This is a genomic window from Streptomyces sp. TOM-9, from assembly GCF_056858595.1.
In genome coordinates this window covers 212,285-234,203 of sequence record NZ_JBXEQB010000001.1, presented here as the reverse complement: position 1 = coordinate 234,203, position 21,919 = coordinate 212,285, and the positions used below count along the sequence as shown (strand labels likewise).

24 protein-coding genes and 2 pseudogenes are annotated in these 21,919 nt (G+C 70.9%); 9 read left to right on the top strand and 17 right to left on the bottom strand.

Going from position 1 to position 21,919, the window contains the following annotated elements:
* Window positions 1–42: 42 nt before the first annotated feature.
* On the top strand, window positions 43–486 hold the full coding sequence (locus AC1VWI_RS01090; RefSeq protein WP_499508959.1) for a DUF6210 family protein: 444 nt from the start codon (window positions 43–45) through the stop codon (window positions 484–486).
* A 136-nt stretch (window positions 487–622) separates the two neighbouring features.
* Here the strand turns inward: AC1VWI_RS01090 and AC1VWI_RS01085 are convergent, their stop codons facing one another.
* The gene (locus tag AC1VWI_RS01085; RefSeq protein WP_499508958.1) at window positions 623–1,051 is read right to left on the bottom strand and encodes a DUF6210 family protein; all 429 of its coding nucleotides are present in this window, start codon (window positions 1,049–1,051) and stop codon (window positions 623–625) included.
* A 241-nt stretch (window positions 1,052–1,292) separates the two neighbouring features.
* Here AC1VWI_RS01085 and AC1VWI_RS01080 point away from each other — a divergent pair.
* Window positions 1,293–2,469: pseudogene (locus AC1VWI_RS01080) on the top strand (phosphodiester glycosidase family protein).
* Between the two features lie 60 nt (window positions 2,470–2,529).
* Here AC1VWI_RS01080 and AC1VWI_RS01075 read toward each other — a convergent pair.
* Both AC1VWI_RS01075 and AC1VWI_RS01070 read right to left on the bottom strand, forming a co-directional pair.
* Window positions 2,530–3,597, bottom strand: a complete 1,068-nt coding sequence (locus AC1VWI_RS01075) for a hypothetical protein (protein ID WP_499508957.1) — start codon at window positions 3,595–3,597, stop codon at window positions 2,530–2,532.
* Window positions 3,598–3,651: 54 nt separating this feature from the next.
* Window positions 3,652–4,008, bottom strand: coding sequence for a hypothetical protein (locus AC1VWI_RS01070; protein WP_499508956.1), 357 nt, complete (start codon window positions 4,006–4,008; stop codon window positions 3,652–3,654).
* 424 nt (window positions 4,009–4,432) lie between these two features.
* Here AC1VWI_RS01070 and AC1VWI_RS01065 point away from each other — a divergent pair, with 424 nt between their 5' ends.
* Together AC1VWI_RS01065 and AC1VWI_RS01060 are read left to right on the top strand one after the other, a co-directional pair.
* A complete protein-coding gene (locus AC1VWI_RS01065) occupies window positions 4,433–5,458 on the top strand; it encodes a C40 family peptidase (protein WP_499508955.1) in 1,026 nt (341 codons plus the stop codon).
* A gap of 130 nt (window positions 5,459–5,588) precedes the next feature.
* The gene (locus AC1VWI_RS01060; RefSeq protein ID WP_499508954.1) at window positions 5,589–6,317 is read left to right on the top strand and encodes a DinB family protein; all 729 of its coding nucleotides are present in this window, start codon (window positions 5,589–5,591) and stop codon (window positions 6,315–6,317) included.
* Here AC1VWI_RS01060 and AC1VWI_RS01055 read toward each other — a convergent pair.
* The 4 genes and pseudogenes from AC1VWI_RS01055 to AC1VWI_RS01040 form a co-directional block, all read right to left on the bottom strand.
* Window positions 6,307–6,753 carry an SDR family NAD(P)-dependent oxidoreductase gene (locus AC1VWI_RS01055; RefSeq protein ID WP_499508953.1) on the bottom strand — a complete coding sequence of 149 codons (447 nt, stop codon included), beginning with the start codon at window positions 6,751–6,753 and terminating at the stop codon, window positions 6,307–6,309. The two genes, AC1VWI_RS01060 and AC1VWI_RS01055, sit on opposite strands and share 11 nt — an antisense overlap.
* Before the next feature lie 124 nt (window positions 6,754–6,877).
* Window positions 6,878–6,991: pseudogene (locus AC1VWI_RS01050) on the bottom strand (NADP-dependent oxidoreductase); the annotation flags it as partial.
* On the bottom strand, window positions 6,948–7,181 hold the full coding sequence (locus AC1VWI_RS01045) for a hypothetical protein (RefSeq protein WP_499508952.1): 234 nt from the start codon (window positions 7,179–7,181) through the stop codon (window positions 6,948–6,950). The pseudogene AC1VWI_RS01050 and the gene AC1VWI_RS01045, both read right to left, overlap by 44 nt.
* A 17-nt stretch (window positions 7,182–7,198) precedes the next feature.
* Window positions 7,199–7,504, bottom strand: coding sequence for a putative quinol monooxygenase (locus tag AC1VWI_RS01040; RefSeq protein ID WP_499508951.1), 306 nt, complete (start codon window positions 7,502–7,504; stop codon window positions 7,199–7,201).
* A gap of 110 nt (window positions 7,505–7,614) precedes the next feature.
* Here AC1VWI_RS01040 and AC1VWI_RS01035 point away from each other — a divergent pair, with 110 nt between their 5' ends.
* Window positions 7,615–8,178 carry a winged helix-turn-helix transcriptional regulator gene (locus AC1VWI_RS01035; protein WP_499508950.1) on the top strand — a complete coding sequence of 188 codons (564 nt, stop codon included), beginning with the start codon at window positions 7,615–7,617 and terminating at the stop codon, window positions 8,176–8,178.
* A 133-nt stretch (window positions 8,179–8,311) separates the two neighbouring features.
* On the opposite strand, the gene AC1VWI_RS01030 is transcribed toward AC1VWI_RS01035, so the two are convergent.
* Both AC1VWI_RS01030 and AC1VWI_RS01025 read right to left on the bottom strand, forming a co-directional pair.
* Entirely contained in the window at window positions 8,312–9,061 is a 750-nt protein-coding gene (locus AC1VWI_RS01030) for a lysophospholipid acyltransferase family protein (protein ID WP_499508949.1), read from the bottom strand.
* A 242-nt stretch (window positions 9,062–9,303) separates the two neighbouring features.
* Window positions 9,304–9,942: a hypothetical protein gene (locus AC1VWI_RS01025; protein WP_499508948.1), complete on the bottom strand. Its 639-nt coding sequence runs from the start codon at window positions 9,940–9,942 to the stop codon at window positions 9,304–9,306.
* A gap of 500 nt (window positions 9,943–10,442) precedes the next feature.
* On the opposite strand from AC1VWI_RS01025, the gene AC1VWI_RS01020 reads away from it, so the two are divergent.
* Complete coding sequence (locus tag AC1VWI_RS01020; protein WP_499508947.1) at window positions 10,443–11,396, top strand: PASTA domain-containing protein; 954 nt, start codon at window positions 10,443–10,445, stop codon at window positions 11,394–11,396.
* An 89-nt stretch (window positions 11,397–11,485) separates the two neighbouring features.
* Complete coding sequence (locus AC1VWI_RS01015; RefSeq protein ID WP_499508946.1) at window positions 11,486–12,997, top strand: FGGY-family carbohydrate kinase; 1,512 nt, start codon at window positions 11,486–11,488, stop codon at window positions 12,995–12,997.
* Between the two features lie 23 nt (window positions 12,998–13,020).
* On the opposite strand, the gene AC1VWI_RS01010 is transcribed toward AC1VWI_RS01015, so the two are convergent.
* Window positions 13,021–13,548 (bottom strand): DinB family protein, encoded by a 528-nt coding sequence (locus AC1VWI_RS01010; protein ID WP_499508945.1) that lies wholly within the window; start codon window positions 13,546–13,548, stop codon window positions 13,021–13,023.
* A 100-nt stretch (window positions 13,549–13,648) separates the two neighbouring features.
* Window positions 13,649–14,191 (bottom strand): DUF302 domain-containing protein, encoded by a 543-nt coding sequence (locus AC1VWI_RS01005; protein ID WP_499508944.1) that lies wholly within the window; start codon window positions 14,189–14,191, stop codon window positions 13,649–13,651.
* Window positions 14,192–14,375: 184 nt separating this feature from the next.
* Between AC1VWI_RS01005 and AC1VWI_RS01000 the strand changes: the two genes are divergently transcribed.
* Window positions 14,376–15,155 carry an SDR family NAD(P)-dependent oxidoreductase gene (locus tag AC1VWI_RS01000; protein WP_499508943.1) on the top strand — a complete coding sequence of 260 codons (780 nt, stop codon included), beginning with the start codon at window positions 14,376–14,378 and terminating at the stop codon, window positions 15,153–15,155.
* 4 nt (window positions 15,156–15,159) lie between these two features.
* On the opposite strand, the gene AC1VWI_RS00995 is transcribed toward AC1VWI_RS01000, so the two are convergent.
* Entirely contained in the window at window positions 15,160–15,612 is a 453-nt protein-coding gene (locus tag AC1VWI_RS00995) for a MarR family winged helix-turn-helix transcriptional regulator (RefSeq protein WP_499508942.1), read from the bottom strand.
* Between the two features lie 312 nt (window positions 15,613–15,924).
* Between AC1VWI_RS00995 and AC1VWI_RS00990 the strand changes: the two genes are divergently transcribed.
* On the top strand, window positions 15,925–17,100 hold the full coding sequence (locus tag AC1VWI_RS00990; RefSeq protein ID WP_499508941.1) for an alpha/beta hydrolase family protein: 1,176 nt from the start codon (window positions 15,925–15,927) through the stop codon (window positions 17,098–17,100).
* A 70-nt stretch (window positions 17,101–17,170) separates the two neighbouring features.
* Here AC1VWI_RS00990 and AC1VWI_RS00985 read toward each other — a convergent pair whose 3' ends face one another.
* From AC1VWI_RS00985 to AC1VWI_RS00965, 5 genes are all read right to left on the bottom strand, one after another.
* A complete protein-coding gene (locus tag AC1VWI_RS00985; RefSeq protein ID WP_499508940.1) occupies window positions 17,171–17,794 on the bottom strand; it encodes an isochorismatase family protein in 624 nt (207 codons plus the stop codon).
* A gap of 111 nt (window positions 17,795–17,905) precedes the next feature.
* Complete coding sequence (locus tag AC1VWI_RS00980; protein ID WP_499508939.1) at window positions 17,906–18,688, bottom strand: IclR family transcriptional regulator; 783 nt, start codon at window positions 18,686–18,688, stop codon at window positions 17,906–17,908.
* 59 nt (window positions 18,689–18,747) lie between these two features.
* Window positions 18,748–19,692, bottom strand: a complete 945-nt coding sequence (locus AC1VWI_RS00975) for a DUF6282 family protein (protein ID WP_499508938.1) — start codon at window positions 19,690–19,692, stop codon at window positions 18,748–18,750.
* A gap of 31 nt (window positions 19,693–19,723) precedes the next feature.
* Window positions 19,724–20,722 carry a cyclase family protein gene (locus AC1VWI_RS00970; protein ID WP_499508937.1) on the bottom strand — a complete coding sequence of 333 codons (999 nt, stop codon included), beginning with the start codon at window positions 20,720–20,722 and terminating at the stop codon, window positions 19,724–19,726.
* The gene (locus AC1VWI_RS00965) at window positions 20,688–21,899 is read right to left on the bottom strand and encodes an MFS transporter (RefSeq protein WP_499508936.1); all 1,212 of its coding nucleotides are present in this window, start codon (window positions 21,897–21,899) and stop codon (window positions 20,688–20,690) included. Before AC1VWI_RS00965 ends, AC1VWI_RS00970 begins: the two co-directional genes overlap by 35 nt.
* Between the last annotated feature and the right edge of the window lie 20 nt (window positions 21,900–21,919).

Genomic DNA, 21,919 nt, shown 5'->3' with positions numbered 1-21,919 from the left:
CGGTCGTGAGCCGACTCGCACTTCCGTGCGATCCTCCTGATCGTGACTGATGCAGACGGTGGCAAGCGGCACGTCTTCCTTGACCCTCTTGACACAGGTTCCGGTCAGGGCTGGGTGTTCGTCATCGTGGCGGCACCTACCGGCGTGGTCTACCAGAACCAGGGTGGGGGGTACGGCTGCATCCGGTACGAGCAAGAGGGTTTCCTGATCCCGGTCTTCGGGCGGGGGCTGGACGACGAGCTGAAGGAGATCTTCGTCGGGGAGCTGCAGGGGACCGGGGCCAGAGGGCTGGACTGGCCGGCGGACCTGCTCGATCGGCTGAGGGCAGCGGTCGCCTTCCACGTCTTCGGCTCCGCGAACCGGGACGACCTCTTCCCTGCGCCGCTCATGCTCGACGAATCCCGACTCTCCGAGGTGGACGAGGCCTGGGTTCCAGTGGTGACACCCGATGGTCCCGGGGTCCTCGTCTGGGAGAACTCCGACTAGACGATCCCAAGCGTCGGCCGGCGGACCGGATGGGGACACCCGTGACGGTCGTCGAGCGGCGCTTCGCTCGACCGGAGAACACCGCACCCCGGCGGCCTGGTTCAGCTGGCACAGGGCAAACAGGTGATCGCGGCGTTCAGTCCGAGTTGAACCACACCAGCACCGCGGGGCCGTCCGGTGTGATCACCGGAACCCAGGCCTCATCGGCCTCACGGATCCGGCTCTCGTCCAGCCGCAGCGGATGCGGCTCCTCCGTGGTGCCGTCGGAGGCCCAGTAGCGGAGGGCGCCGATGGCACCACGGAGCCGGTCCCGCTCGTCATGCGGCCAGGTGTGGTTCCAGGTTCCGGCTCCGCGGAAGTCCTTCTCGAACAGCTCACGCAGCGCGGCCAGCTCATCGGGGCCGTGCAGCGGCACAAGGAAGCCCTCGACCTGCCCCTGACGGCAGGCCGTTCCCCCGTACTGCTGCTGGTAGAAGACACCGGTCCGCGCCTCGACCACCGCGTACAGCCAGCCGCCGGCGCTGATGCCGTCGGGGTCGAGGAAGACGAAGCGCCGGGAACCCATGGCCCCACTCTCCTGGGCCACCGGCCGTGAGCTCAAGGGCATTTGTGCGCCCACGGCCCGCAAGGATTCGTCGACCCGTCAGGAAACTGCCACCAGTACGTCTCCCAAGCCCCTTCTGATGGCTCCGGCCAGTACTCGTGCGTCATGCACGCACATACGACGGGACATCAGAATGACGAGAACGATCGGTCGGGTCCGCGGGGCAGCCCTTTCCGCGGCGGCGGTGATCACGACGGCGACGATGCTGCTCGGCACAGGGGCAGGCCGGGCGGACGCCGTCGAGCGGGTCCGGATGGCGGACGGCGTGACGATCGCGCCGGGCATCACCTACCAGTCCTTCTCGGTGACCGCGTCGCACGGAACGGTCACCGGCCATGTGGTCACCGCCGATCTGCGCGACCGCCATGTCTCGGTGGGCCTGCTCTCACCGGGGAAGGTCGCCTCCCGCGCCAAGCTGTCCCAACTGGCCGCGGCACAGGGCGCGGTGGCGGGTGTCAACGCCGACTTCTTCAACATCGACGAGACCCAGCACCCTGGCGTCCAGGCGACCGGCTCCGCGGTCGGACCGGCGGTCTCCGATGGTGTGGCGCTGAAGGCGGCCGTACCGAACGGTCAGCGCTTCGGGCCGGGTCTGCCGCCCGGGACGTCGACCCGCGACGTCATCGGCGTCGGCTACGACCACAAGGCGCGGCTGGACGAACTCACCCTCGACGGCACGGTCCGGGCCCAGAAGGGCAAGCGGCTCGACCTCGAGGGGCTGAACCAGTACGCGATCCCCGAAGGCGGGATCGGTGCCTTCGACTCGCGGTGGGGAGAGGTGTCGCGCCGGCGCGCCGTGCGGCACCGACACCCTGCGCGCCGCCGCCTGCACCACGGACGCCTATGAGGTGACCGTGCGGGACGGCCGGGTGGTCTCCGGGTCCGACACGATCGGCGCCGGCGCCATCGAGCCCGGCACGGTGGTCCTGGTCGGCCGCGAGGGCGGGGCGGCGGCGCTCCGTACGCTCCGGTCGGGCGAGCGCGTCCGCGTCTCCGACAAGCTGCGGAGCACCAGCGGCAAGCGGGTGAGGTTCGCGGTCGGCGGCTATCCCGTCCTGCGCGACGGCGCGCCGCTGCCAGGCCTGGACGACAAGGCCGTGGCGACCAGGACCGGAGCCGCCATCGGCGACGACGGCCGCTTGCTCCACCTCCTGGTGCTGGACGGCAGCGCGGAGGCGGGCGCTGGACTCACGGTCGCCGAACTGGCCGGAGTCTTCCAGGCCGTGGGCGCCGACGACGGCGTGAACCTGGACGGCGGGGGCTCCTCCACCCTCGTGACCCGTGATCCCGTGTCCGGCACGCCGGTCGTCCGGAACCACCCCACGGGCGGAGCCGAGCGCGCGATTCCCGAAGGCATCGGGCTGTTCTCGCGCGACTGACCCGGCCGCACCCGGGTGGCGTCGCCGCCACCCGGGTGCACGCGCGGACGCGCCGGACCGTCACCCCCGGCCCGGGTCCCGGGGTGCCCACAGCGCGGCCCGGACCGTTCCCTCCTCGATGTCCTGCTGGGGAAGTCGCAGACCGAGCGCGTCGTCCAGGGCGTGGAAGTACAGTTCGAACGCGTCGGTCAGCTCGGGATGGTCCAGTTCGGCGCGGCGTATGGCCTGGTTGAGGAAGTCGAGCCGGCCGCCCCGGTGGTAGGGGGCCTGGCCCCGGTGGTACCAGATCAGTTCCAGTACGCCCCGGTCGTCGTCGACACGGACGCCGTCGCGCGTGTAGTCGAAGGTGTAGATGGCCTTCGCGGAGCAGGCGCTCAGGCACACCGTCTCGGTGACCCCGAGCCGGGAGAGCTCCGCTGCGCCTGCCCGGCTGCCGGGCGGCGTCTCGTGGTACATGAGAAACGCCCAGTCGCCCGCCTGCCCGAAGCAGCAGGACGTCCAGGCGGTGTCCCAGTGGTCGCGGTCGTGGCCGTCGATGCGGTGCAGGTCCGACCGGCGTGTCCCGGCGGCGACATGCTCCGGGTCGGCTCCGTACAGCGGCGCGATCTCCTCGGCGCTGACGCCCTCGCCGCGGAAGAAGACGAGGTTGGTGTACGGGTCCTGATCCCGCCAGGCTCGGGCGATCCAGGCGAGGCCTTCCAGCGGGTCGCGTCCGCACGGGCGCGTCGCCTGCGTTCCGTCCACGCCGCCGCTGCGGAATCGGCTGGCCCAGGCGGGGTTGATCTCCTCGAGCATCTTCGCCTGCCCGGCGACGAGGTTGCCGACGGGGCCCTGGCCGGGGGAGTGGGCCACGATGTGCTCGGCGAGATGACGGACCGCTTGCTCGGCGACGTAGTACAGCACCTGGTCCACGTCCCGCGTGGCGAAGACCTCTTGGTAGGGGTTGTCGTAGCCGTGCACCGTGCCGTCCTCGTCCAGGACGAGGAGGAGGCCGCCGCGATCGCCCATGCGCCGTGCGTACTGGTCGCGGGACGTGCCGATCGGCGGGAGCATGGCGTCGTCGAGCAGGTCGGAACCCGCGACCGTCCGCTGCCATGCCTGAGCGAGTGTGTGCTCCGTCATCTGCATGGGCGTCAGTATGCGGCGGGCCACTGACACAGCCCCCGTGCGCAAAGGCGAGGGTCAACTGCCTGCGGGGGCAGAGCGTGCCGTTGCGCGTCGGCGGTGCCTGAAATGGTTGACGGTCCCCGCGACGGCCGTGCCCAGCAGCACCACGGTCGCCAGAGCCAGGACGAGGATGGCCGCGTTGACCCATGCCGGAACCAGGTCGTATGAGGCGTTGCATTTGTTGTGCAGGGGAAAGACCTGGGCGAACTCCTTGAAGTGTGCTGCCCTGTAGTCGGGATCATAATGCTCGCCCACGACGAGTTCGCAGGTCTCCCGTACGTCCATGCCGCCGGAGAACGTCCCGTAGGCCCAGGTGACGAACACGGCGGCAGATGTCGCTGCCGACAGCAACAGGGTTCCCAAGGGCTTCACTTGGTGGATCCCCCCTCCTTCGCGGGCAGGGATGAGGGTATCGCCCCCAGTTGCAGCGCCCGACGGCGGCCGCCGGGAAGGCGGTATTTCATGGCCGCCCGAATGTGGGAAATCCCGTCGGGGGTATTGACGGTGCGTATCCAGGGCCGATGCGGATGTGGCTGAAATGCGCCCGGTATTAAGGCAACTTTTCGAGGTGTGACCTGCGCCACATTGGCGGAGAAGGATGGTGCGGGTAAAGAAATAGTGGCTGGACGGCCTTTTCCCTCCAGGGGTTTGATTCGGTTGCGAGTCAATGATTAGTGTCGTGACTCGAACCTCCGCCCGGTCGGTCATCCATTCGGGATGGCGGCGGAGGTCCCCGCCGATTCTCAAGTGCCGTACGCGTACGGCAGGCGGCCGGAGGAAGAAGGAGCTCGCGCCAGTGGCGTCCCACCGTCGTCCCAAGCAGGCCGGTCGCACACGTGTCACCGTGCTCACCGCGACCGCCGCCGCAGCCGTCGCCCTGTCCGCGCAGGCGGCCCAGGCCGCGCCGGCCAAGCCGTCCGTCAAGAGCGTCAAGGCCAAGGTCGACGGTCTCTACGAGCAGGCCGAGCAGGCGACCGAGAAGTTCAACGGCGCCAAGGAGAAGCAGCAGAAGCTGCAGAAGCAGGTCGAGGACCTGCAGGACGAGGTGGCCCGCGAGCAGTCGGAGCTCAACGACCTCCAGGACGACCTCGGCACCCTCGCCAGCGCCCAGTACCGCAGCGGCGGCATCGACCCGACGCTCCAGCTGTTCCTCTCCGCCGACCCGGACACCTACCTCGACAAGGCGTCCGCCCTCGACCAGCTGAGCACCAAGCAGGCCGAGGCGCTCCAGCAGATCGCGGAGAAGAAGCGCACCCTCAACCAGCAGAAGGCGGAGGCCGCGAGCAAGCTCAACGAGCTCGACGAGACCCGCACCGAACTGGGCGAGAAGAAGAAGGAAGTCCAGGCGAAGCTCGCCGAGGCGCAGAAGCTCCTGAACTCGCTGACCGCCTCCCAGCGCGCTTCCCTCGCCGCCGCCGACGCCCGCGCCAACCGCTCCAACGAGCGCGTCGACCTGGGCAACGTCCCGCCGGCCTCCTCGCTCGCCGCCGCCGCCCTCGCAGCGGCCAAGACCAAGCTCAACCTGCCGTACGTCTACGGAGCTTCCGGTCCCAATGCCTTCGACTGCTCCGGCCTCACCTCCTGGGCCTACGCCCAGGCCGGCGCACACATACCGCGGCCTTCCCAGTTGCAGGCCAACGCGGGCACCCGCCTGTCGATGAGCCAGCTCGCGCCCGGCGACCTCGTCCTCTTCTACGGCGACCTGCATCATGTCGGCCTCTACGCGGGCAACGGCATGGTCCTGCACGCGCCGCGCACCGGCACGCTCGTGCGCTACGAGTCCATCAACAACATGCCGTTCCAGTTCGGCGTCCGCATCTGAGGCTGTGCACCATGCGCCCCGTGCCGAGCGCTGAGGGCGCGGGCCGGGAATTCGGTCGCGTCCCGTGAGGTGAGCCGTTAGCTTCGCCTGTGCGCAGCGACGAAACGCGACCGCGGAGGGAGCCGGGCACATGGCGACAGAGGGCGCGCGGACCGACCGACTGGGTTTGCTGCTCGAACAGTTCGACCACGCCCGGGAGATGGCCCAGGTGCGGCTCGAGGGGCTCGGCGACGAGGAGTACCTGTGGGAGCCGGTGCCCGGTTGCTGGTCGATCCGTCGGCGGGGTGAGGCGAAGACGCCCAGGGCGTTCGGTCCGGGGGAGTGGGTGCTCGACCTGGGCGCCCCGGACATCCCGGCGAGCGAGTACGCGGAGGTGGCCCGGCAGGCCGCGGGCGGCATGACCATCGACAAGATCGCCGAGGACTGGAGCGTGAGCGTCGAACGGGTCGAGCAGGTCCTGGCCCACACCGGCCCGCCGGAGCCCGACCGAGCACCGTTCACGACCATCGCGTGGCGCCTGGGGCACCTGCACTTCTGTTTCGCGGGCGGATGGGAGTGGACCTTCGGCGAACGGCGGCACGAGCCCAAGCTGCTCGTCGACTTCACGCCCTCCGCGGCCGTGGCGCTCCAGCGGTTCTGGGCGGTGATCGACCGCTGGCGCGAGAGCGTCGCCACCGTCACCGACGAGCAGCTCGACACGATCGGCTTCTCGCAGTACCCGTACGGCTCCGACCCCGACGAGCCGTTCGTCGGCGTGCTCGCGGGCGGCAACCTGGAACTCATCCACCACATGGCCGAGATCGCCCTGCTCCGCGACCTGTGGCAGGCGAAGGGTGCCTCCGAGGCCCTTACCAGTTGATCTTCGCCATCAGGAAGGGCTCGCTCTCCGGGGCCTGCTTACGGGCCCGCAACACCTGCTCGGCCGGCGCGCCGACCGGCACGCGCAGCGCGGGCGCGGGCTGTTCGATCGTGTCGGCCACCACGGCGGCCACCTCCTCGGGGGTGATGAGCTCACCCCGGAGGGCGGGCAGGGCCGCGTAGAGCGGGGCGTAGGGGTCGTCCTCCTTCAGGAACACCTTGGCGCGCTCCCCGCCACCGGAGGAGACGGCGCCGGGTTGCACGATGCTCACCTTGATGCCGAAGTGACCCGTCTCGATGGCGAGCGTCTCGGCGAGCGCCTCCAGCGCCCACTTGCTGGCGCCGTAGGGGCCGATCATCGGCAGCACCAGGCGTCCCTGGATGCTGGAGACGAAGACGAGACGACCCGCCCCCCTTTCGCGCATGGCCGGCAGCACCGCCTGCGCGGCCTGCGATGCCCAAGGTGTTCAGCGAGGCGTGCAGGGGCACGCCGCCGGGGACGCGGCGCAGGACGGCGCCGTCCACCACGGCGTCCTCCTGCCAGCCGAGCAGACCGCAGACCCGGTCCCCGACGGCGAAGCCGGGGTGCTGCGTCCCGGTCACCGTACCGGCGCCCAGGGCGCGCATGACCTCACCCAGGGGTGAGGGCGGGAGGGAAGTCGGGATGTCGTTCATCCAGCTCCTGGCCGCGGGCGTCCAGCGACATCCACCCGACCTCCACCAGCACCTGTCCCGCTTCGAGCCGCGGCACGGGAACGTCCTCCTCGTAGCGCAGGACGCCCTCCTGCAGCGGCCCGGCCAGCGTGGCGGGCCGCTCCGCGAGGACGTACCTGCGCGTTCGCCCCGGGCTTCCGGACATGGTCATCGCTCGCCCTCCCCGCGTCAGACGGCGGTCTTGTCGCCGACGAGGTTGCCCCGCATGAGCCACGTCGGGCCTTCGGCGTAGGCGGCGGCTTCGGCGAAGAACGCCGCGAAGTACGGTCCGGTGGCGTGGGTGTTGAACGAGTCCACGTCCGCGTAGACCTCGTTCAGGTAGAAGACGTCCGGGTTCTGCTCGTCGGCGATGACCTCGAACCGGTGGGAGCCGGGCTCGTTCGCGAGGGAGTCCTGCGCGGTCTTCCGGGCCGCCCGCACGAAGTCGTCGCGGTGATCGGGCTGGACGGTGAAGGAGACGAGGAACTGGTACATGCGGCATGCTCCCGAGCTCAATGCGGCCAGTTCAGTGACTGAACTGATCTCGGGTCCACGGTAGCACCGATCAGTTCGGTGAGTGAACCGCTCCTGGTAGGATGGTGGGCATGACCCTGCCCAACACCTACGCCGACGGGAACTGCCCCCTCGCGCGGACGCTGGAAGTCGTCGGAGAACGATGGACGCTCCTGATTGTCCGCGACGCGTTCTACGGGGTCCGGAGGTTCGGGGACTTCGCCACGCAGCTCGGGATCCCGCGGGCCGTCCTCACCAGCAGGCTGAAGACGCTGGTGCAGGAAGGCGTGCTCACACGCGACGACGACGCGGCGGGCGGCGTCGAGTACCGGCTCTCGGCCAAGGGCATCGCTTTGTGGCCGGCCGTTCACGCTCTGATGAACTGGGGGGAGTCCTTCTACTCCCCGAACGGAACCAAGCGCCTCATCCGCCATGACCTCGACGGGGGCCTGCTCGACCCCGACGGACGCTGCCGGGAATGCGGTGCGGCCGTTCCGGTCCCGGAAATTCGCATGGAACCCGGACCGGGCTTCCGGCCTCAGGGGGCCGACGACGATCCCGTCTCCAGCGCGATCAACACCCCGCGGCGGCTGCTCGAGCCCATCGTGACGGTGCGCACCCCGGCGCGGGGGCGGGGGCGCGACCGGAGCGTGTGACGGCTGGGCCCCCGGGCGCCGCTGAACGGCCCGTGGCGGAGAACCCTCCGCCACGGGCCGTGACACGTCCGACGATCAACTCACCTGTGGGCAGTACCCATTGCCGCTGCGCGCGGCCCCGCAGCGCCGCGGGTCACCTGCCGCGCTCGCGAGCGGCGCGGCGCACGCTGTGGCGTTCGGCGGGCGGCTGCTCGGCGCGGATGTCGGCGAGGAGCGCGGTGATGGCGGTCATGATGTCCTCCGTGGCGTCCTTCAGAACGCCCGGCGTGAGCTCCTTGCCGTGGTGGCGGCTGAGGTCGACCGGGGGTCCCGCCACGACGTGCACGGTCTGGCGGGGCACCAGCCACACCCTGCGGTTGCCGCGTCCCCCGCGCGCGTAAGGCGGTGCGATCCGGTGCGCGCCCCACTGGGCGACCGGGATGACGGGCGCGCCGGTCGTCAGCGCGATGCGTGCCGCACCTGACTTGGCGGCCATCGGCCACAGCTGCGGGTCGCGCGTGACGGTGCCCTCCGGGTAGACCGCGACGCACTCTCCCTTGTTGACGGCGGCGATCGCGTCCCGGAGCGCCAGCGCGGCGTCGGCGGTTCCACGGTGGACGGGGATCTGGCCGGTCTTGCGCAGCACCATGCCGACGAAGGGGATGGTGAAGAGGGAGGCCTTGGCCAGAAGCCGGGGCGGCCGACCGCTGTTGTACTGGAAGTGCCCGTAGGTGAGCGGGTCGAAGTACGAGATGTGGTTGACGGCGGTGATGAAACCGCCCTCGGCGGGTATGTGCTCGTGCCCGCGCCACCGGTGCCTGACGAGGACGAACAGCACGGGTTTCGCGATGGCCGCGGCCAGCCGGTACCAGAAGCCGTAGGGGTTGTGTGATCTGCCGGACACCCCGGTTCCTCCCTCACATGCGCGGCGCTGACCGGCCGCTCGTTCCTGTTGTTCCCCGGTGCGTGGCAGGCCGGTGGCGTGTCAGGCGTCCTCGTCGGCTCACCGTTCGCCGGGAGCGCCCTGCACGTCCGACAATTTACTTGATCAGGCAAGAGCCTAATGGGTGTGTGGTGCAACGATCAACTTGCCTCCCGGCCGTCGCCCCCGGCCGTGGCCTGCCGCCTGTCGCCTGGATCGCGGCGTCAGCCGCCCGGAAGGCCGACGGCGTCCGGTGTGCGACCGGCGAGCCAGACGGCGATCCGCTCCTTGAACGCGCGGATGACGTAGGGGCTGGCGTCAAGCACGATCCGCTCCAGGTGCCGCAGGACGTTCTCCGAGCGGTCCGGGTGGCGCACCGTGAGCACGTCGACGCCGGCCTCGCCCGTCGAGGCGCAGAGGTACACGCTGCCGTCGAGGGCCATCATGGCGAAGCCGGGATGCCCCGCGTGGACACCGAGGAACGCCGATGCCGCGCCCCGTCCCATGATGTCCCAGCGCTCCAGGAGCCGGACCCGCGCCCAGACCGCCGGCGCGACGTGGCCGCCGTTGTGCAGGTTCCACAGGGCGGCCTGGTGCGTTCGGGCGCCCTGCGGAAGCTGGACGAGGAATTCGCGGCGATGGTCGAAGAGCCCCGAGGCGACGGCGAGGTCGTACCAGTCCTCGTTGAGCCGCTCGACGAGCCGTGGGGTGTCGTACGGGTGGGAGAAGCTGCCGCCCACGTCCTCGGTCGCGTACCCGTGGACGAACGGCATCGTGCCGTCCGGCACGGCGTTCGGGATCACCTCGAGGCCGGCCCGCCGCAGCGGCCGGTACACCTTGCGGTCGCGCTCCCGGATGCCCATCGGCGCCTGTTCTACCAGGCCCGCGGCGGTCCGTCACCCGACTTACCGGAGCCGACGGGCGGAGGCGGCCGGCCGCCTCCGCCCGGTGTCCCCGCCGGCGACTCGGGACGCCCGGGCAAGCGGGCCGGGCGCCCTTCGGTGCGCGATGCGAAGACCGGGGATTTCCCGCCGGGGCCGGGTGCCGCTTCCGGCATGGGGCGCGTGCTCAAGTTGCCTGGGAGGTAGGGCTGTTCCCGTACGTCGAGGAGGTCTCAAGCTGGCTGAGCGACAGTCAGACCGCTGGCCGGGGTGGGTTGTTCGGCGGCCGGCTGGCGCGTGCGGTTCGCCGCGTCCGGTCGGCTGGGATGGCGAACCCACGAAAGCCGGTCAAGAGCGTCGACAGGGACTGGTTCATCCGATAATCTCCCGCAATCTCAGGCGAAGTCCACCATCCTTCCCACTCAGCAGACCGGTGCGACGAAGACGCCGCCACCCGTCGGACTCGCCGGCAAGGAACGCAAGTGAACCCGCAGAACTCCCCGTCCTGGGGTGCCGGATGGCAGTCCCCGCCGCAGGCCCAGTCCCCGGGCACCCCGGGCCGACGGAAGTGGCTCAAGCGCATCGGCATCGGCGCCCTGATATTCGCCCTCGGCGCCGGAGGCGGCGCCGCCGTCACCGCCAAGGGGGACACCGAGAGCAGCGCGAAGGCCAAACCGTCGCCCACGGTGACGGCCACGGCGACCGTGGCGCCCGCGGCCATGACCAGTCAGGTCGAGAGCACGCTCGCCGCGGCGGAGCACGTCGCGCGGAAGCACGGCTACACGGTCTCCGCTCATGACGCGAGCAACCAGGATGCCGCTCCCGGTGACGACTGGACCGTGTGCTTCGAGCAGGTCACCTACCACAGCGTCGACTTCGCCACGGTGCCCGGCGGCGCCCCGTGCCCCAAGGCGGACGGCAGGCCGATCCCTTGGCCGACCATGCCGGCGGTCGTCGGCCGCAGCTACGAGAAGGCCCTCGAGGCCGTCGGCAAGGTGACCGAAGGAGACGTCACGCTCAAGGCCGCCTACGCGGACGAGGACGTCGACGACGTCTCCGCCGAGGAGGGCGACTACGACACCTGGAAGGTGTGCTTCCAGGCCCCCGGCCCCACGACGCAGGTCAAGAACGATCCGACGGTGACGCTGTGGCTGACGGAGGGGGCCTGTCCGGCCAAGAAGGGCACCTACAAGGACAGGACCAACGACCCGGACTACTCCCCGCCGGTCCGCGACGACGACGCGCCCAGCTCCGGAAGCGGCTCGGCCGGAAGCGGTGACACGAGCACCACGTGCGAGATCGTCTCCAACGCGGGCAACTGCTACAACGCGGGTCAGTTCTGCCGGGCCGCCGACGTCGGCCGGTCCACGCACGCCGGCAACGGCCGCCTGATCTTCTGCCGCGACGAGGGCAGTGTGAACCGCTGGAACTACTGAATGCGGGGCCGGCGGCGAATGATGCGCACCCGTCCACAGCAGGACCGCGTTTTCGGTGTCACGGCCCACCCGTGTGGTGACATGCAGGTATGGCCTTCCTCGGTGTCGACGTCGGCACATCCAGCAGCAAGGGCGTCCTGGTCGACGCATCGGGCACGGTGATCGCGACCGCCGTGCGCACCCACACCGTCTCCCGCCCGAGACCAGGACACGTCGAGATGGACCCCGAGGTGTGGTGGCGGGAGTTCTGCGCCATCACCCGCGACCTCCTGTCCGGCGGTGTGCGCGTGGAGGCGGTCGGCGTCAGCGGCATGGGCCCGTGCGTCGCCCTGGCCGATGCCGCGAACCGGCCGCTGCGTCCGGCCGTCCTGTACGGCGTGGACACGCGGGCCGTTGCGCAGATCGCCCGGCTCGACGCCGAACTCGGCCGCCTGGCCGTCCTCGACCGGTGCGGGAGCGTGCTGTCCACGCAGGCGGTGGGGCCGAAGGTGGCCTGGGTGGCCGAGCACGAGCCCGAGGTGTTCGGTGCGGCACGGCGGCTGTTCATGCCGGCCTCCTTCCTCGCCCACCGGCTCACCGGCGCCTACGTGCTCGACCACCACTCGGCAAGCCAGTCGGTCCCCTTCTACGACAGCCGGGCGCAGGAGTGGTACCGCCCCTGGGTGGACGCGGTGTGGCCGCACGCGGAGCTGCCCGAGCTGCGCTGGCCCGGTGACCAGGCCGGCACGGTGACGGCCGGGGCGGCAGCGGCAACCGGGCTCCTGCCGGGGACACCCGTCCTGACCGGGACGATCGACGCCTGGGCCGAGGCCGTCAGCGTCGACGCGACCCGGCCGGGCGACCTGATGCTCATGTACGGCACGACGATGTTCCTCATCGCCACCGTCACCGGGCAGCTGCGCGTGCCCGAACTGTGGAGCACCGTGGGCGCCTTCCCGGGCACACGCTCACTCGCCGCCGGCATGGCCACCTCCGGCGCGGTCACCGAGTGGCTGCGCGGCCTGTTCGGCTCACCCGGCCGCGCGGACCTGCTGGCGGAGGCCGCGGCCAGCGGCGTCGGCGCGCGCGGGCTCGCGATGCTCCCGTACTTCGCCGGTGAGCGGACACCGATCGCCGACCCCGACGCCCGCGGGGTGATCGCCGGTCTGACCGTCGAGCACACCCGCGGCGACCTGTACCGGGCCGCGCTGGAGGCCACCGCTCACGGCGTGCGCCACAACATCGAGGCCATGCGCCGGGCGGGCGCCGGCATCGAGCGGGTCGTCGCGGTCGGCGGGGGCACGCAGGGCAGGCTCTGGACGCAGATCGTCTCCGACGTCACCGGGCTGCCCCAGGACATCCCCACCGTCACCGTCGGAGCCGCCTACGGGGCCGCCCGGCTCGCCGCCCGATGGGACGGTGGAACGACGGCCACCGCGACGTGGAACCCCGTCCGCGAGCAGTGCGTACCGGACCCGGCCACGGAGGCCGCGTACGCCAGGCTGCACGGCCTCTACCGGGAGCTGTACCCCGCGACCCGCGACACGGTCCACGCCCTCGCCCGCCTCCAGCGTGACGCCGCGGGCATCGCGGACGCCGGGCCCGGCCCTTCGGCTTCCTGACGAACCCTCACGTCCCGCTGCGGTCAGCCACGGGCGTAGGGGTCGCCGCCGAGCCAGGTCGTGCCGTCGATCAGTTCGCGGGCGGCGTCCAGGTGGCCGCTGTGGCAGGCGACCTCGGTGAGCACGTGGATCAGGATGTGGCGCACGTCGGGCAGCCGCCAGTCGGGCCAGATCTCCTCGGGCCAGGCGGCGGGCGGCTGTTCGAGTGCCGTGGAGGCCAGGACGGCGTCCGCACGCTCGACGGCCGCCCGGTAGTCGGCGAAGACCTCCTCGGCAGTCATCGTCCCGGGCACGGACCAGTGTGCCTGCGCCCCTGCCGTGAGCTGCCGGGCCACAGCCGGCTCGCCCGCGATGACGCCGGAGAACCAGAAGCGTTCGACGTCCAGGGTCAGATGGCGCACCAGCGCCAGGCAGCTCCAGCCGCTGGGCAGCACCGGCCGGCGCAGGTCGTGCTCACAGAGGCCGGCGAGGATCCCGAGGACATGCTCGCGCTGCCGGTCCAGGCCGTCTTTGAGGGCGTCGAATTCGGCTTGCCCCGTCGTGCTCGTCATCCACGCGCCTCCGTCAGCCGCACACCGCATCCCTGACTCCGGGCGGATGCTACGCCGGGGGTACGACAACGCGGGCCGAGGACCTAGGAGCGCCGCCTGGTCAGGTCAGCTCCTCGGGCACGGGGACCCCGAGGTGACGTAGGAGGACTCCGACCTTGCGGTCCAGCTCCCGCCCCACGTCGGTGATCTCGGGCCGCCCGAGCGCGGCGACCGTGTCGCTGGGGCGGTCGATCGCGAACAGCGCCTCCCCGGAGGGGGATTCGTGGACCGTGGTGCGCAGGGGGGCGTACATGAGGGCTCCGGCATCGTGCCGGTACATGCGCTCGGCGATGATGTGATTGCCCATCAGGTACTCCGTGCAGCGTGCCTGGTTCCCGGCGACGCCGAACAGGGGCTGCGCGTCGAACTTCCAGTAGATCATGAACCCCAGTGGGGCGTTCTCGTCCACCAGATCGCGCACGGCGCTCCACGTCGCCCGGGCGGCGACCAGTTCGAAGGTGCGCTGGTAGTCGAGCGGAGGAACGGCCTGTTCGTAGCGGGCGCGGAAGTCCTCGTAATCCTCTCCGACCGGGATCTCCAGTCGTGTGACGGAGCGGGGGAGTGCGTGGGTCGCGGGGTGGCTCGTCGTGGCGTTGTCGGCCATGACCGGCTCCCTTCTGGCCTGCCCTACAACAGTCAGCCTAGGGCGGTGGAGCGGTTCCGGCAGGGTTGCCGCCGGGTGCGAAGCGGTCTAGCCTCTATGGTGCAAATCGCGACAATCAAGACTTATTACTTTCTGTTTCGAGTGGGAGTTCCGTTTTCAGGCCCGACCGGCCAGGGGAGTGATCGTGTACGCACGTTTCGCAGAGAAGGTCATCCTGATCACCGGGGCCACCTCGGGCATGGGCTGGGCGACGGCGGAGCGCGTCGCGGGCGAGGGCGCGAAGCTCGTCCTCGCGGCACGCGGCCGGGAGGTCGGTGAGGCGCTGGCGGCCGACATCCGGGCCGCCGGAGGCGAGGCGACCTTCGTGCCCACCGACGTGACCGTGGAGGCCGATGTGGAGGAGGCGGTCGGGCAGGCGCTGAGCCGGTACGGCAGGCTCGACGGCGCGTTCAACAACGCGGGCGCCCCCACCGCCGACGGCAGGGTCACCGAGGTCGACAGCGGGGCCTGGCACGCGGACCTGGAGCTGAACCTCACCAGCGTCTTCTACGCCCTGAAGCACGAGATACCCGCGCTCCAGGCGAGCGGCGGGGGCGCGATCCTGAACAACGCCTCCGTCTGCGGCGTCGCCGCGTACCCGCACATGGCCCCCTACAACGCGGCCAAGCACGGCGTCATCGGGCTCACCCAGTCGGCGGCGCTGGACGCCGCCGCGGCCGGCGTCCGGGTCAACGCCCTGGTCACCGGCGGTGTCGACACGCCCTTGTCGCGGGCTCTCGCGCGGGCCGACCCGGACCTGACGCCGGAGGACTCCTGGCGCTCGGCCGAAGCGATGCATCCGCTCGGGCGGATGGCCCGGGCGGAGGAGATCGCCGCGTTCGCGGCGTTCCTGCTGAGCGACGAGACCGGGTTCATCACCGGAGCCGCGCTCGCGATAGACGGCGGGATGACCGCCCGCCTGTAGACGGTCAGTCCCCGGCCGCCGGGCGCCGCCGCCTGGGCGTCGTGGCCTCGTCGAACCGCTCGGTCTGGAGTGTGGTGATCCGCCGGAACGCGTCCTTGAAGCGTGCGTACTCCTGCTTGCCGATCTCCTCGGCGTGGCGCTCCTCGATGGCGGCCATGATGGCGTCGGACTTGCGCATCTGGTCGCGTCCCAGGGCGGTGGGCACGATCAGTTTCGCGCGCCTGTCGCTGGGGTCCGGGCGGCGCTCCACGTAGTCCAGGGCTTCGAGTTCGTCGATCAGATTGCCGATGACCTGTTTGTGGGCCCCGGACAGCCGGGACAGTTCCGTCGCCCGGCTGCCCTCTTCGTCGATGTATCCCAGGACCGCGCCGTGCTGGGGGCGCAGCTCGGGATGGCCCTGCTCGGCGAGCTTCTCGAAGAGTTCCTTCTGGACCGAGAAGAGCAGGCGTGCGGACATGATCCCGATGTCAGGATCCGTCACCTTCCGTTCACTGCGCCGCACGGCCGGCCACCCCTTTGCGTCTGGAGTCCCTCACTACGGTCGATCGTAGTGTGGCGGCCTCGCCGGGTGCCCGCTGTGCATCCGGGGCGCACCGCCCGTGTGTTCACCGCGGTGGATGACCGCGCACAGGGCGCCCGGCCCTCCGCCCGGCTTCCGCCCTCACTTGCAGCCGTCCCCGCGGACACCTAAGGTTGAATAGTCAAGATCAGTGACTATCAAGTTTGCTCACTAATTGTGTTCCGTGCATCTCCCGTTCAGGAGCTGAGGATGTCTGTGATCGAGCTGACGACTTTCGTCGTCGCACCGGACAGGACGTCGGACATGCTGTCGGCACGCTCCGGCATGCTGTCGGCGTTCCGCAAGGACCGCAGGGGCTTCATCGGCGCACGCCTGGTGCGCGTCGCCGACGACACCTGGCTGGACGTCGTCGAATGGGCGGACGCACTGGCCTTCGACGAGTCACGCGCGAAGGGGGGCAACCTCCCCGAGATCGCCGCGTTCTTCGCCACGATCGACCGGCTCGTCAGCGCCGACAGCGGGGTGCGCTACGACGACGCGGCCGATGGCTCCCGAGCCGTGCGGACCGTCGCCTACGGACCCGGGCCGTCCCAGGTCGGAGAGCTCTACCTCCCCGAGGGCGAGGGGCCCTTCCCCGTCGTGGTCCTGGTGCACGGCGGATGGTGGACGGCCATGTTCGACCGCCGGCAGGTCGTACCGCTGGCCGAGGACCTCGTGGCGCGCGGCTACGCCGTCTGGAACGTGGAGTACCGCAGGATCGGTGAACCCGGCGGTGGGTGGCCGGGGACGTTCGACGACATGGCCGCGGCCGTGGACGCCGTCGCCCACCTCGACCCGGCGGTCGACGCGAGCCGAGTACTGGTGGTCGGACACTCGGCGGGCGGGCACCTGGCCACATGGGTCGCCCACCGATCCGCCCTGCCGGACGGCGTTCCCGGCGCGCATCCCAGGGTCAGGCCCATCGCAGTGGTGTCGCTGGCCGGCGTGCTGGACCTGGTCCACGCCGACGCGGTGGCACTCGGCAACGGCATGACGGACTCCGATGCCGACGTCCCGCCCAACGCGCCGCCGCCGTCCCACGCCGACGTGTGGCCGGCGGTGGCCGCACAGGCCGGGGACGGCATCGCCCGGCTGCTGCTCGGAGGGAGCGTCGCGGAACACGCCGACCGGTACGCGGTCGCTTCCCCCGTCGAACTCGCCGACGGCGGGGTCCCGGTCCTGGTCGTCCACGGCTCCGCCGACGAGGTGATCCCACCGGCCTACGCGCAGACCTACGCGCAAGCGGCCACGGCCAAGGGAGCGGACGTCACGCTCGTGATGTCACCCGGAGCGGACCACTTCGACGTGATCGACCCGGACGGGCACGCCTGGGGCGTGGCCCGTACCTGGCTGGACGAGCGGCTGCGGCAGCAGACCGGCGAGTAGCCGAGGCGACATGCGTCATCCCGGTGCCGGGGCCGATGGCGGTCCCGGCACCGGGACGAGACGCGCGGCGCTACGTGCCGTACGCGGCGGAGATCTGCCCGACGAGCACGGCGAACGGCATGTCGAGGGCCGCGTACACCTCGGCGGCCTTGGCCGAGGCGTTGTCGCCGAGGATCTCGACCATCAGCGTGGCGTAGTCACCGACGATGACGCCCGCCTGCTGGAGCCGGATGAGGCCGGCCTCCCGCTTGGCGGCGGAGAACGTCCCGGACGCGTCGAGCGCGACGTAGGTGTCGTAGCCCTCCGCGGCGGCCGCGATGGCGGGCAGCGTCGCGCACACCTCCAACGAGATGCCCGAGAAGATGAGCTTGCCGCGCCCTGTGGACGTGATGCGCTCACGTACCCGGTCGTCGTGCCAGGCGTTGACCGTGCTGCGGTCGATGACCTTGGCCCCGTCGGGCAGCACTTCGGCCAGTTCGCCGATCAGCGGACCCCACAGGCTGTCCGCGGAGGTGGTGGTGACGACGGTCGGGACCCCGAGCACTTGCGCCGCCTTCGCCAAGGCCACCACGTTGTGCTTGAGCTCCAGCAGACCGGTGTCCCGCACGCCGCTGTAGAGGCCCACCTGGTGGTCGACCAGGACGAGGGCGCTGTTGTCGGGGGTCAGGAACTCGTGGAACTTGTTGTCCGGCATGGTGCACGCTCCTGCAGCCGGAGAGATGGATGAACCTCGATAGTCAACATAAGTGACTATATTCGACGCTAACTCGCGCCCCGGCCGTCTGCAAGCGGCCGAGCCGCAGGCTCAGACGGCCGGGTCGCCCAGTGCCGCATCGCGGGTGCCGGAGCCGCCCAGCTCCTCGGTGATGGCGGCGGCCGTCCGCAGGAGCGCCGACTCCATCTCCGTCGCGTGCTCCGGCAACGAGGACGTGGTGCCCACCAAGGCCACCGTGGCCGCGACGTCGTGTTCGTCGAAGACGGCCGCGGCCAGCACCACGCCGTCGATCGAGGGCACCCGGATCCGGCTGAGGCCGCGGGACCGGCACGGCTCCAGCGTGCCCTCGAGCGCCGTCCGCGCCTCGTCCGGAATCCGGGCCAGGTACCGCTTCACCCTCTCCTCGTCCTTGGACAGCGCGACGAACAGCCGGGTCTGCGCCGAGTCGGGCCCCAGGGTCGAGCCGATCCGGACGGTGATCAGGATCGGATGGGTGCCGGCCTCGGAGACGAGCGAGACCACGGGACCGGACGCGCCCCACAAGGACAGCACCACCGACCGGCCGGTCTCGACCGACAGCGCGTCCATGTGACGAGGGGCGGTGTCCAGCACCCGCCGCTGGCCCTGGGCGACGGCGCCGAGCTGCAGCAGCAGGCGCCCGGGCATGTACGCCGACGCGTCGTCCGGCGCGCGTTCGAGGATCTCGTCGAGGACCATCGAGGTGAAGTAGCGGTGCACGGTGGTCCGGTTGAGGCCGATCTGCGCGGCGGCCTCGGCGACGGTGACCTTCGGCTTGTTGAGGGTGAACAGCCGCAGGATTTCCGCGACGCGGTGCACCGCCTGGATGTCGCCGGTGCCGCCCCCGCTGGTCAAGCCCGCTCCTCACGTCGCTCGCACATCGAGCGGACTCTACCGAGCCACCGGCCCGGGGTTCAAATGGACAGCAGCTGAGCGGCGTTTCCTCCCGTCATCGACCTGATGTCGGCGGGTGCCACGCCCTGGTCCAGCAGCACCCGGACCATCCTGCGGTACGCGGTGACCGGCAGCGGATTGCCCTTCTGCCCGAGGTCGGAGGAGAGGATCGTCCGGCCGGGACCGGCCGCCCGGTAGAACGCGGCGATCCGGTCGAACGGCTCGGCCTTCGGCTCCCGGCCGACCAGCATCGCCAGGCAGTGCTCCACGAAGGCGCCCTTGCGGCACCAGTCGCCGATGCTCGAGGGTGAGGCGCCGAGGACGAAGTCGGGGTGGCTGACCACGATCCGCGTCACGCCCGCCTCGAGCGCGCCTGGGATCAGCACGTCGATCTCGTCGGCCGGCAGGTGCCCGCAGTTGAGGATGGCGGACTCGGCCGCGATCACGTCGAGGATGTCGCGGGTGGCGGCGTTGAGCCTGCCGGACCCGTCGAGCACGCTGATCGGCTCGTTCTCGCGCAGCGGTACGCCCGCGACCGGGAAGCCGCTGTGGTGGTGCGCGTGGAACTCAAGGTGCGCCCGCGAGGCGATCGTCGGGAACCACACGACCTTGCCGCCCATGCGCAGGGCCAGTTCGACGGCGTAGGGGTTGAGCCCGCCGACCGTGTGGTTGAGCGCGACGCCCCCGTAGACCTTGACCGGGACGTCCTGCAGCCCGGCCTGTTCCAGCGCGAGGATGTCGGTCTGCATGCTGTGGTGGTGCGACTTGGCCACCAGGGCGCGGAACCCGAGGGAGGCGGCGTCGGTGGCCGCGTCGATGATGGACATCCGGCGGGGGAACGGGCTGGGGCCGGGGTGGGTGTGCAGGTCGACGGCGCCGGTGAGCAACTCGTCCACCTCGGGGTCGGCCTGCAGCCGGTCGGCGTCCAGCGCCGGGTCCCACAGTGCGTTCACGGTCTGCGTCATGCGTTCGTCCTTGTCTGTGTTCGGGTCAGGGCTACTTGACGGCCAGCGCGTTGGGCGGTGATCCGACCCCTCCCAGCAGGTTGAGCGGCTTGGCCGTCAGCAGGAACTCGTAGACCCCGTCCGCGGCGCAGTCCTCGGCCAGTTCGTCGAGCTTCCACAGTTCGCCGATGATCAGACCGAGCAGCGCGATCAGCGGGCGGTGCATCATGCCGTTGTGCGAGGGCCCGCGCAGGGGCGGCGGTTCGTCCGGGTCCACCCAGCCGGAGCCCGGATCGACCGGGAACGACTCCAGCCCGCCGTTGTCCGACGCGGCGACGGAGATCCGGTGGTCCCACAGCCACGCGAGCATCTCCTCCGACTGGTGCAGGCCCGGGCTGCCGGTGCGCGCCGCGCGCTCTTGCGGTGTGCAGTTCAGCCAGTGCCGGGCCCATCCTGTGTGGAGCAGCAGGATGTCGCCCGGGCGGAACTCGACCCCGAAGTGCAGGGCCATGGCGTCGAGGTCGGACGGTGTGATGCCCCGCGGCGCGTTCGGCGCCAGCGGTTCGCCGATGCTGTCGAACCAGCGCACCGCGTCGAGCAGGACGCCCCGGCCCACGATGCCCTTCTCGGCGAGGAGCTGGATGCCCAGCGAGGGAGTGCCCACGTCGATGTCGGACTCCTCGACGCCCCCGTAGAAGCCGTGCCGGGGGTGGCGGATGTGCCGCAGCCCGTCCACCTGGGAGGTGGACTGCAGGTAGAACGAGTCCAGCCAGTCGTCCCGGTGGTGGGGGTTGTTGGCGAAGATGTGGTGCGCGGTCGGCGGCCGCGTGCCGGCCGGGCTGGGCACGAACGTGTTCAGCGGGTGGTCCAGGTTGAACACCCGGCCGCGCCGGACGAGCGCCGCGCCGTCGAGGGCCGACTGCGGGGTGAGGAAGTTCAGCGTGCCGAGCTGGTCGCCCGGGCCGAACACGTGCCACGACGACCCCGGCGGGGCGTCGGTGCGGCGCAGCAGCTCCTCATAGCGCGGAACGGTCAGGGTGCCGGACTTCATCGGTTCTCCAGGGTCGGGGTCGGGGCGTGCGCATCCACGGCAGCAGGAACGGCACCGCCACCGCGTTGAGCACGAACAACGTGAGGTACGCGAGGACGTAGTCCTGCGTGGTCGAGTAGATCTGGCCGAGGACCAGCGGCCCGGCCGCGGAACCCAGGCTGGTCCACGTCTGGAACTGGGCGAACTTCCGGGCGAACTCGTCGATCCCGAACAGCTCCACGATCACCTGCGACCGGATCAGGATGGTGATGCCCAGGCTCTGCCCGATCAGCACGGCCCCGAGGAACAGGACCCACCCGTACGGCGCCACACCGACCAGGGCGACCCCGACGGCCTGGGCGCAGAAGCTGGTCACCGTCCAGCGGTGCAGGCCCAGCCGCCGGATGCCGGCGCTGCCGATCCACCGCGAGGCGACGGCCGCCGCGGTCGCGACCGAGACCGTCATGCGCGCGCCGGTGAAGTCCCGGGACAGCGCGGTCGCCACGATGTACGAGGTCGCGCCCAGTTGCGAGGCGCTGACCAGGCTGAACGCCACGACCAACGGCCAGTGCCGGAGGAGTCGCACCCGACCGGCCGGGACGACGGGCGCACGCACCGGCGAAGGCCGTGCCGTCGCCCAGGAGCCGAGCGCCAGCGCGCCGCAGCTGATCACCAGGAATCCCGCCGCGATCGCCAGGAACGACCGGGTGAGGGCCGCCTGCGTGGTCAGCAGCAGTGCCAGCACTGGTGAGACCAGGATGCCGCCCGCCGAGGAGCCGGAGGTCGCCAGTGCCATCCCGGCCGTGGGTCTGCCGTCGAAGACCCGCACCAGCACGATCGTCCCCACCACGACGAGTCCGCCGCTGAAGATGGCGCCCAGCGTCGAGAACGCGGCGATGACGACGATCCCGGTGGGACGGACGGCCATCGCCGTGATGGCCGCCGTCCCGCCCAGTACCGCGCCCAGCATCACCAGGTTCGGCCTGCGCTGTCCGAGCCGGGCGAACAACGGCCCGGTCAGGGCGCCCACCACGAAGAACCCGGTACTCGCCAGGGACAGCCCGGCCGCGCTCACCGTGCCCGAGCGGAGGAACGCCGCGATGTAGACCGGGATGCCGTACACCGCCACACCGCTGCCCGCGGTCTGCAGGACGAAGACGGCTACGGCGACGGGCGTGGCTTTCTTGTCCGGGCGCATACCTGGCCTTCGTGGTGAGT

Bases quoted from the DNA above. Each gene is read 5' to 3' on its own strand.
- AC1VWI_RS01085 (WP_499508958.1), bottom strand. From the start codon at position 1,051: ATGGGTTCCCGGCGCTTCGTCTTCCTCGACCCCGACGGCATCAGCGCC.
- AC1VWI_RS01075 (WP_499508957.1), bottom strand. From the start codon at position 3,597: ATGCAGATGACGGAGCACACACTCGCTCAGGCATGGCAGCGGACGGTC.
- AC1VWI_RS01060 (WP_499508954.1), top strand. From the start codon at position 5,589: ATGGCGACAGAGGGCGCGCGGACCGACCGACTGGGTTTGCTGCTCGAA.
- AC1VWI_RS01045 (WP_499508952.1), bottom strand. From the start codon at position 7,181: ATGACCATGTCCGGAAGCCCGGGGCGAACGCGCAGGTACGTCCTCGCG.
- AC1VWI_RS01040 (WP_499508951.1), bottom strand. From the start codon at position 7,504: ATGTACCAGTTCCTCGTCTCCTTCACCGTCCAGCCCGATCACCGCGAC.
- AC1VWI_RS01035 (WP_499508950.1), top strand. From the start codon at position 7,615: ATGACCCTGCCCAACACCTACGCCGACGGGAACTGCCCCCTCGCGCGG.
- AC1VWI_RS01025 (WP_499508948.1), bottom strand. From the start codon at position 9,942: ATGGGCATCCGGGAGCGCGACCGCAAGGTGTACCGGCCGCTGCGGCGG.
- AC1VWI_RS01015 (WP_499508946.1), top strand. From the start codon at position 11,486: ATGGCCTTCCTCGGTGTCGACGTCGGCACATCCAGCAGCAAGGGCGTC.
- AC1VWI_RS01010 (WP_499508945.1), bottom strand. From the start codon at position 13,548: ATGACGAGCACGACGGGGCAAGCCGAATTCGACGCCCTCAAAGACGGC.
- AC1VWI_RS01005 (WP_499508944.1), bottom strand. From the start codon at position 14,191: ATGGCCGACAACGCCACGACGAGCCACCCCGCGACCCACGCACTCCCC.
- AC1VWI_RS00995 (WP_499508942.1), bottom strand. From the start codon at position 15,612: ATGTCCGCACGCCTGCTCTTCTCGGTCCAGAAGGAACTCTTCGAGAAG.
- AC1VWI_RS00990 (WP_499508941.1), top strand. From the start codon at position 15,925: ATGTCTGTGATCGAGCTGACGACTTTCGTCGTCGCACCGGACAGGACG.
- AC1VWI_RS00985 (WP_499508940.1), bottom strand. From the start codon at position 17,794: ATGCCGGACAACAAGTTCCACGAGTTCCTGACCCCCGACAACAGCGCC.
- AC1VWI_RS00975 (WP_499508938.1), bottom strand. From the start codon at position 19,692: ATGACGCAGACCGTGAACGCACTGTGGGACCCGGCGCTGGACGCCGAC.
- AC1VWI_RS00970 (WP_499508937.1), bottom strand. From the start codon at position 20,722: ATGAAGTCCGGCACCCTGACCGTTCCGCGCTATGAGGAGCTGCTGCGC.
- AC1VWI_RS00965 (WP_499508936.1), bottom strand. From the start codon at position 21,899: ATGCGCCCGGACAAGAAAGCCACGCCCGTCGCCGTAGCCGTCTTCGTC.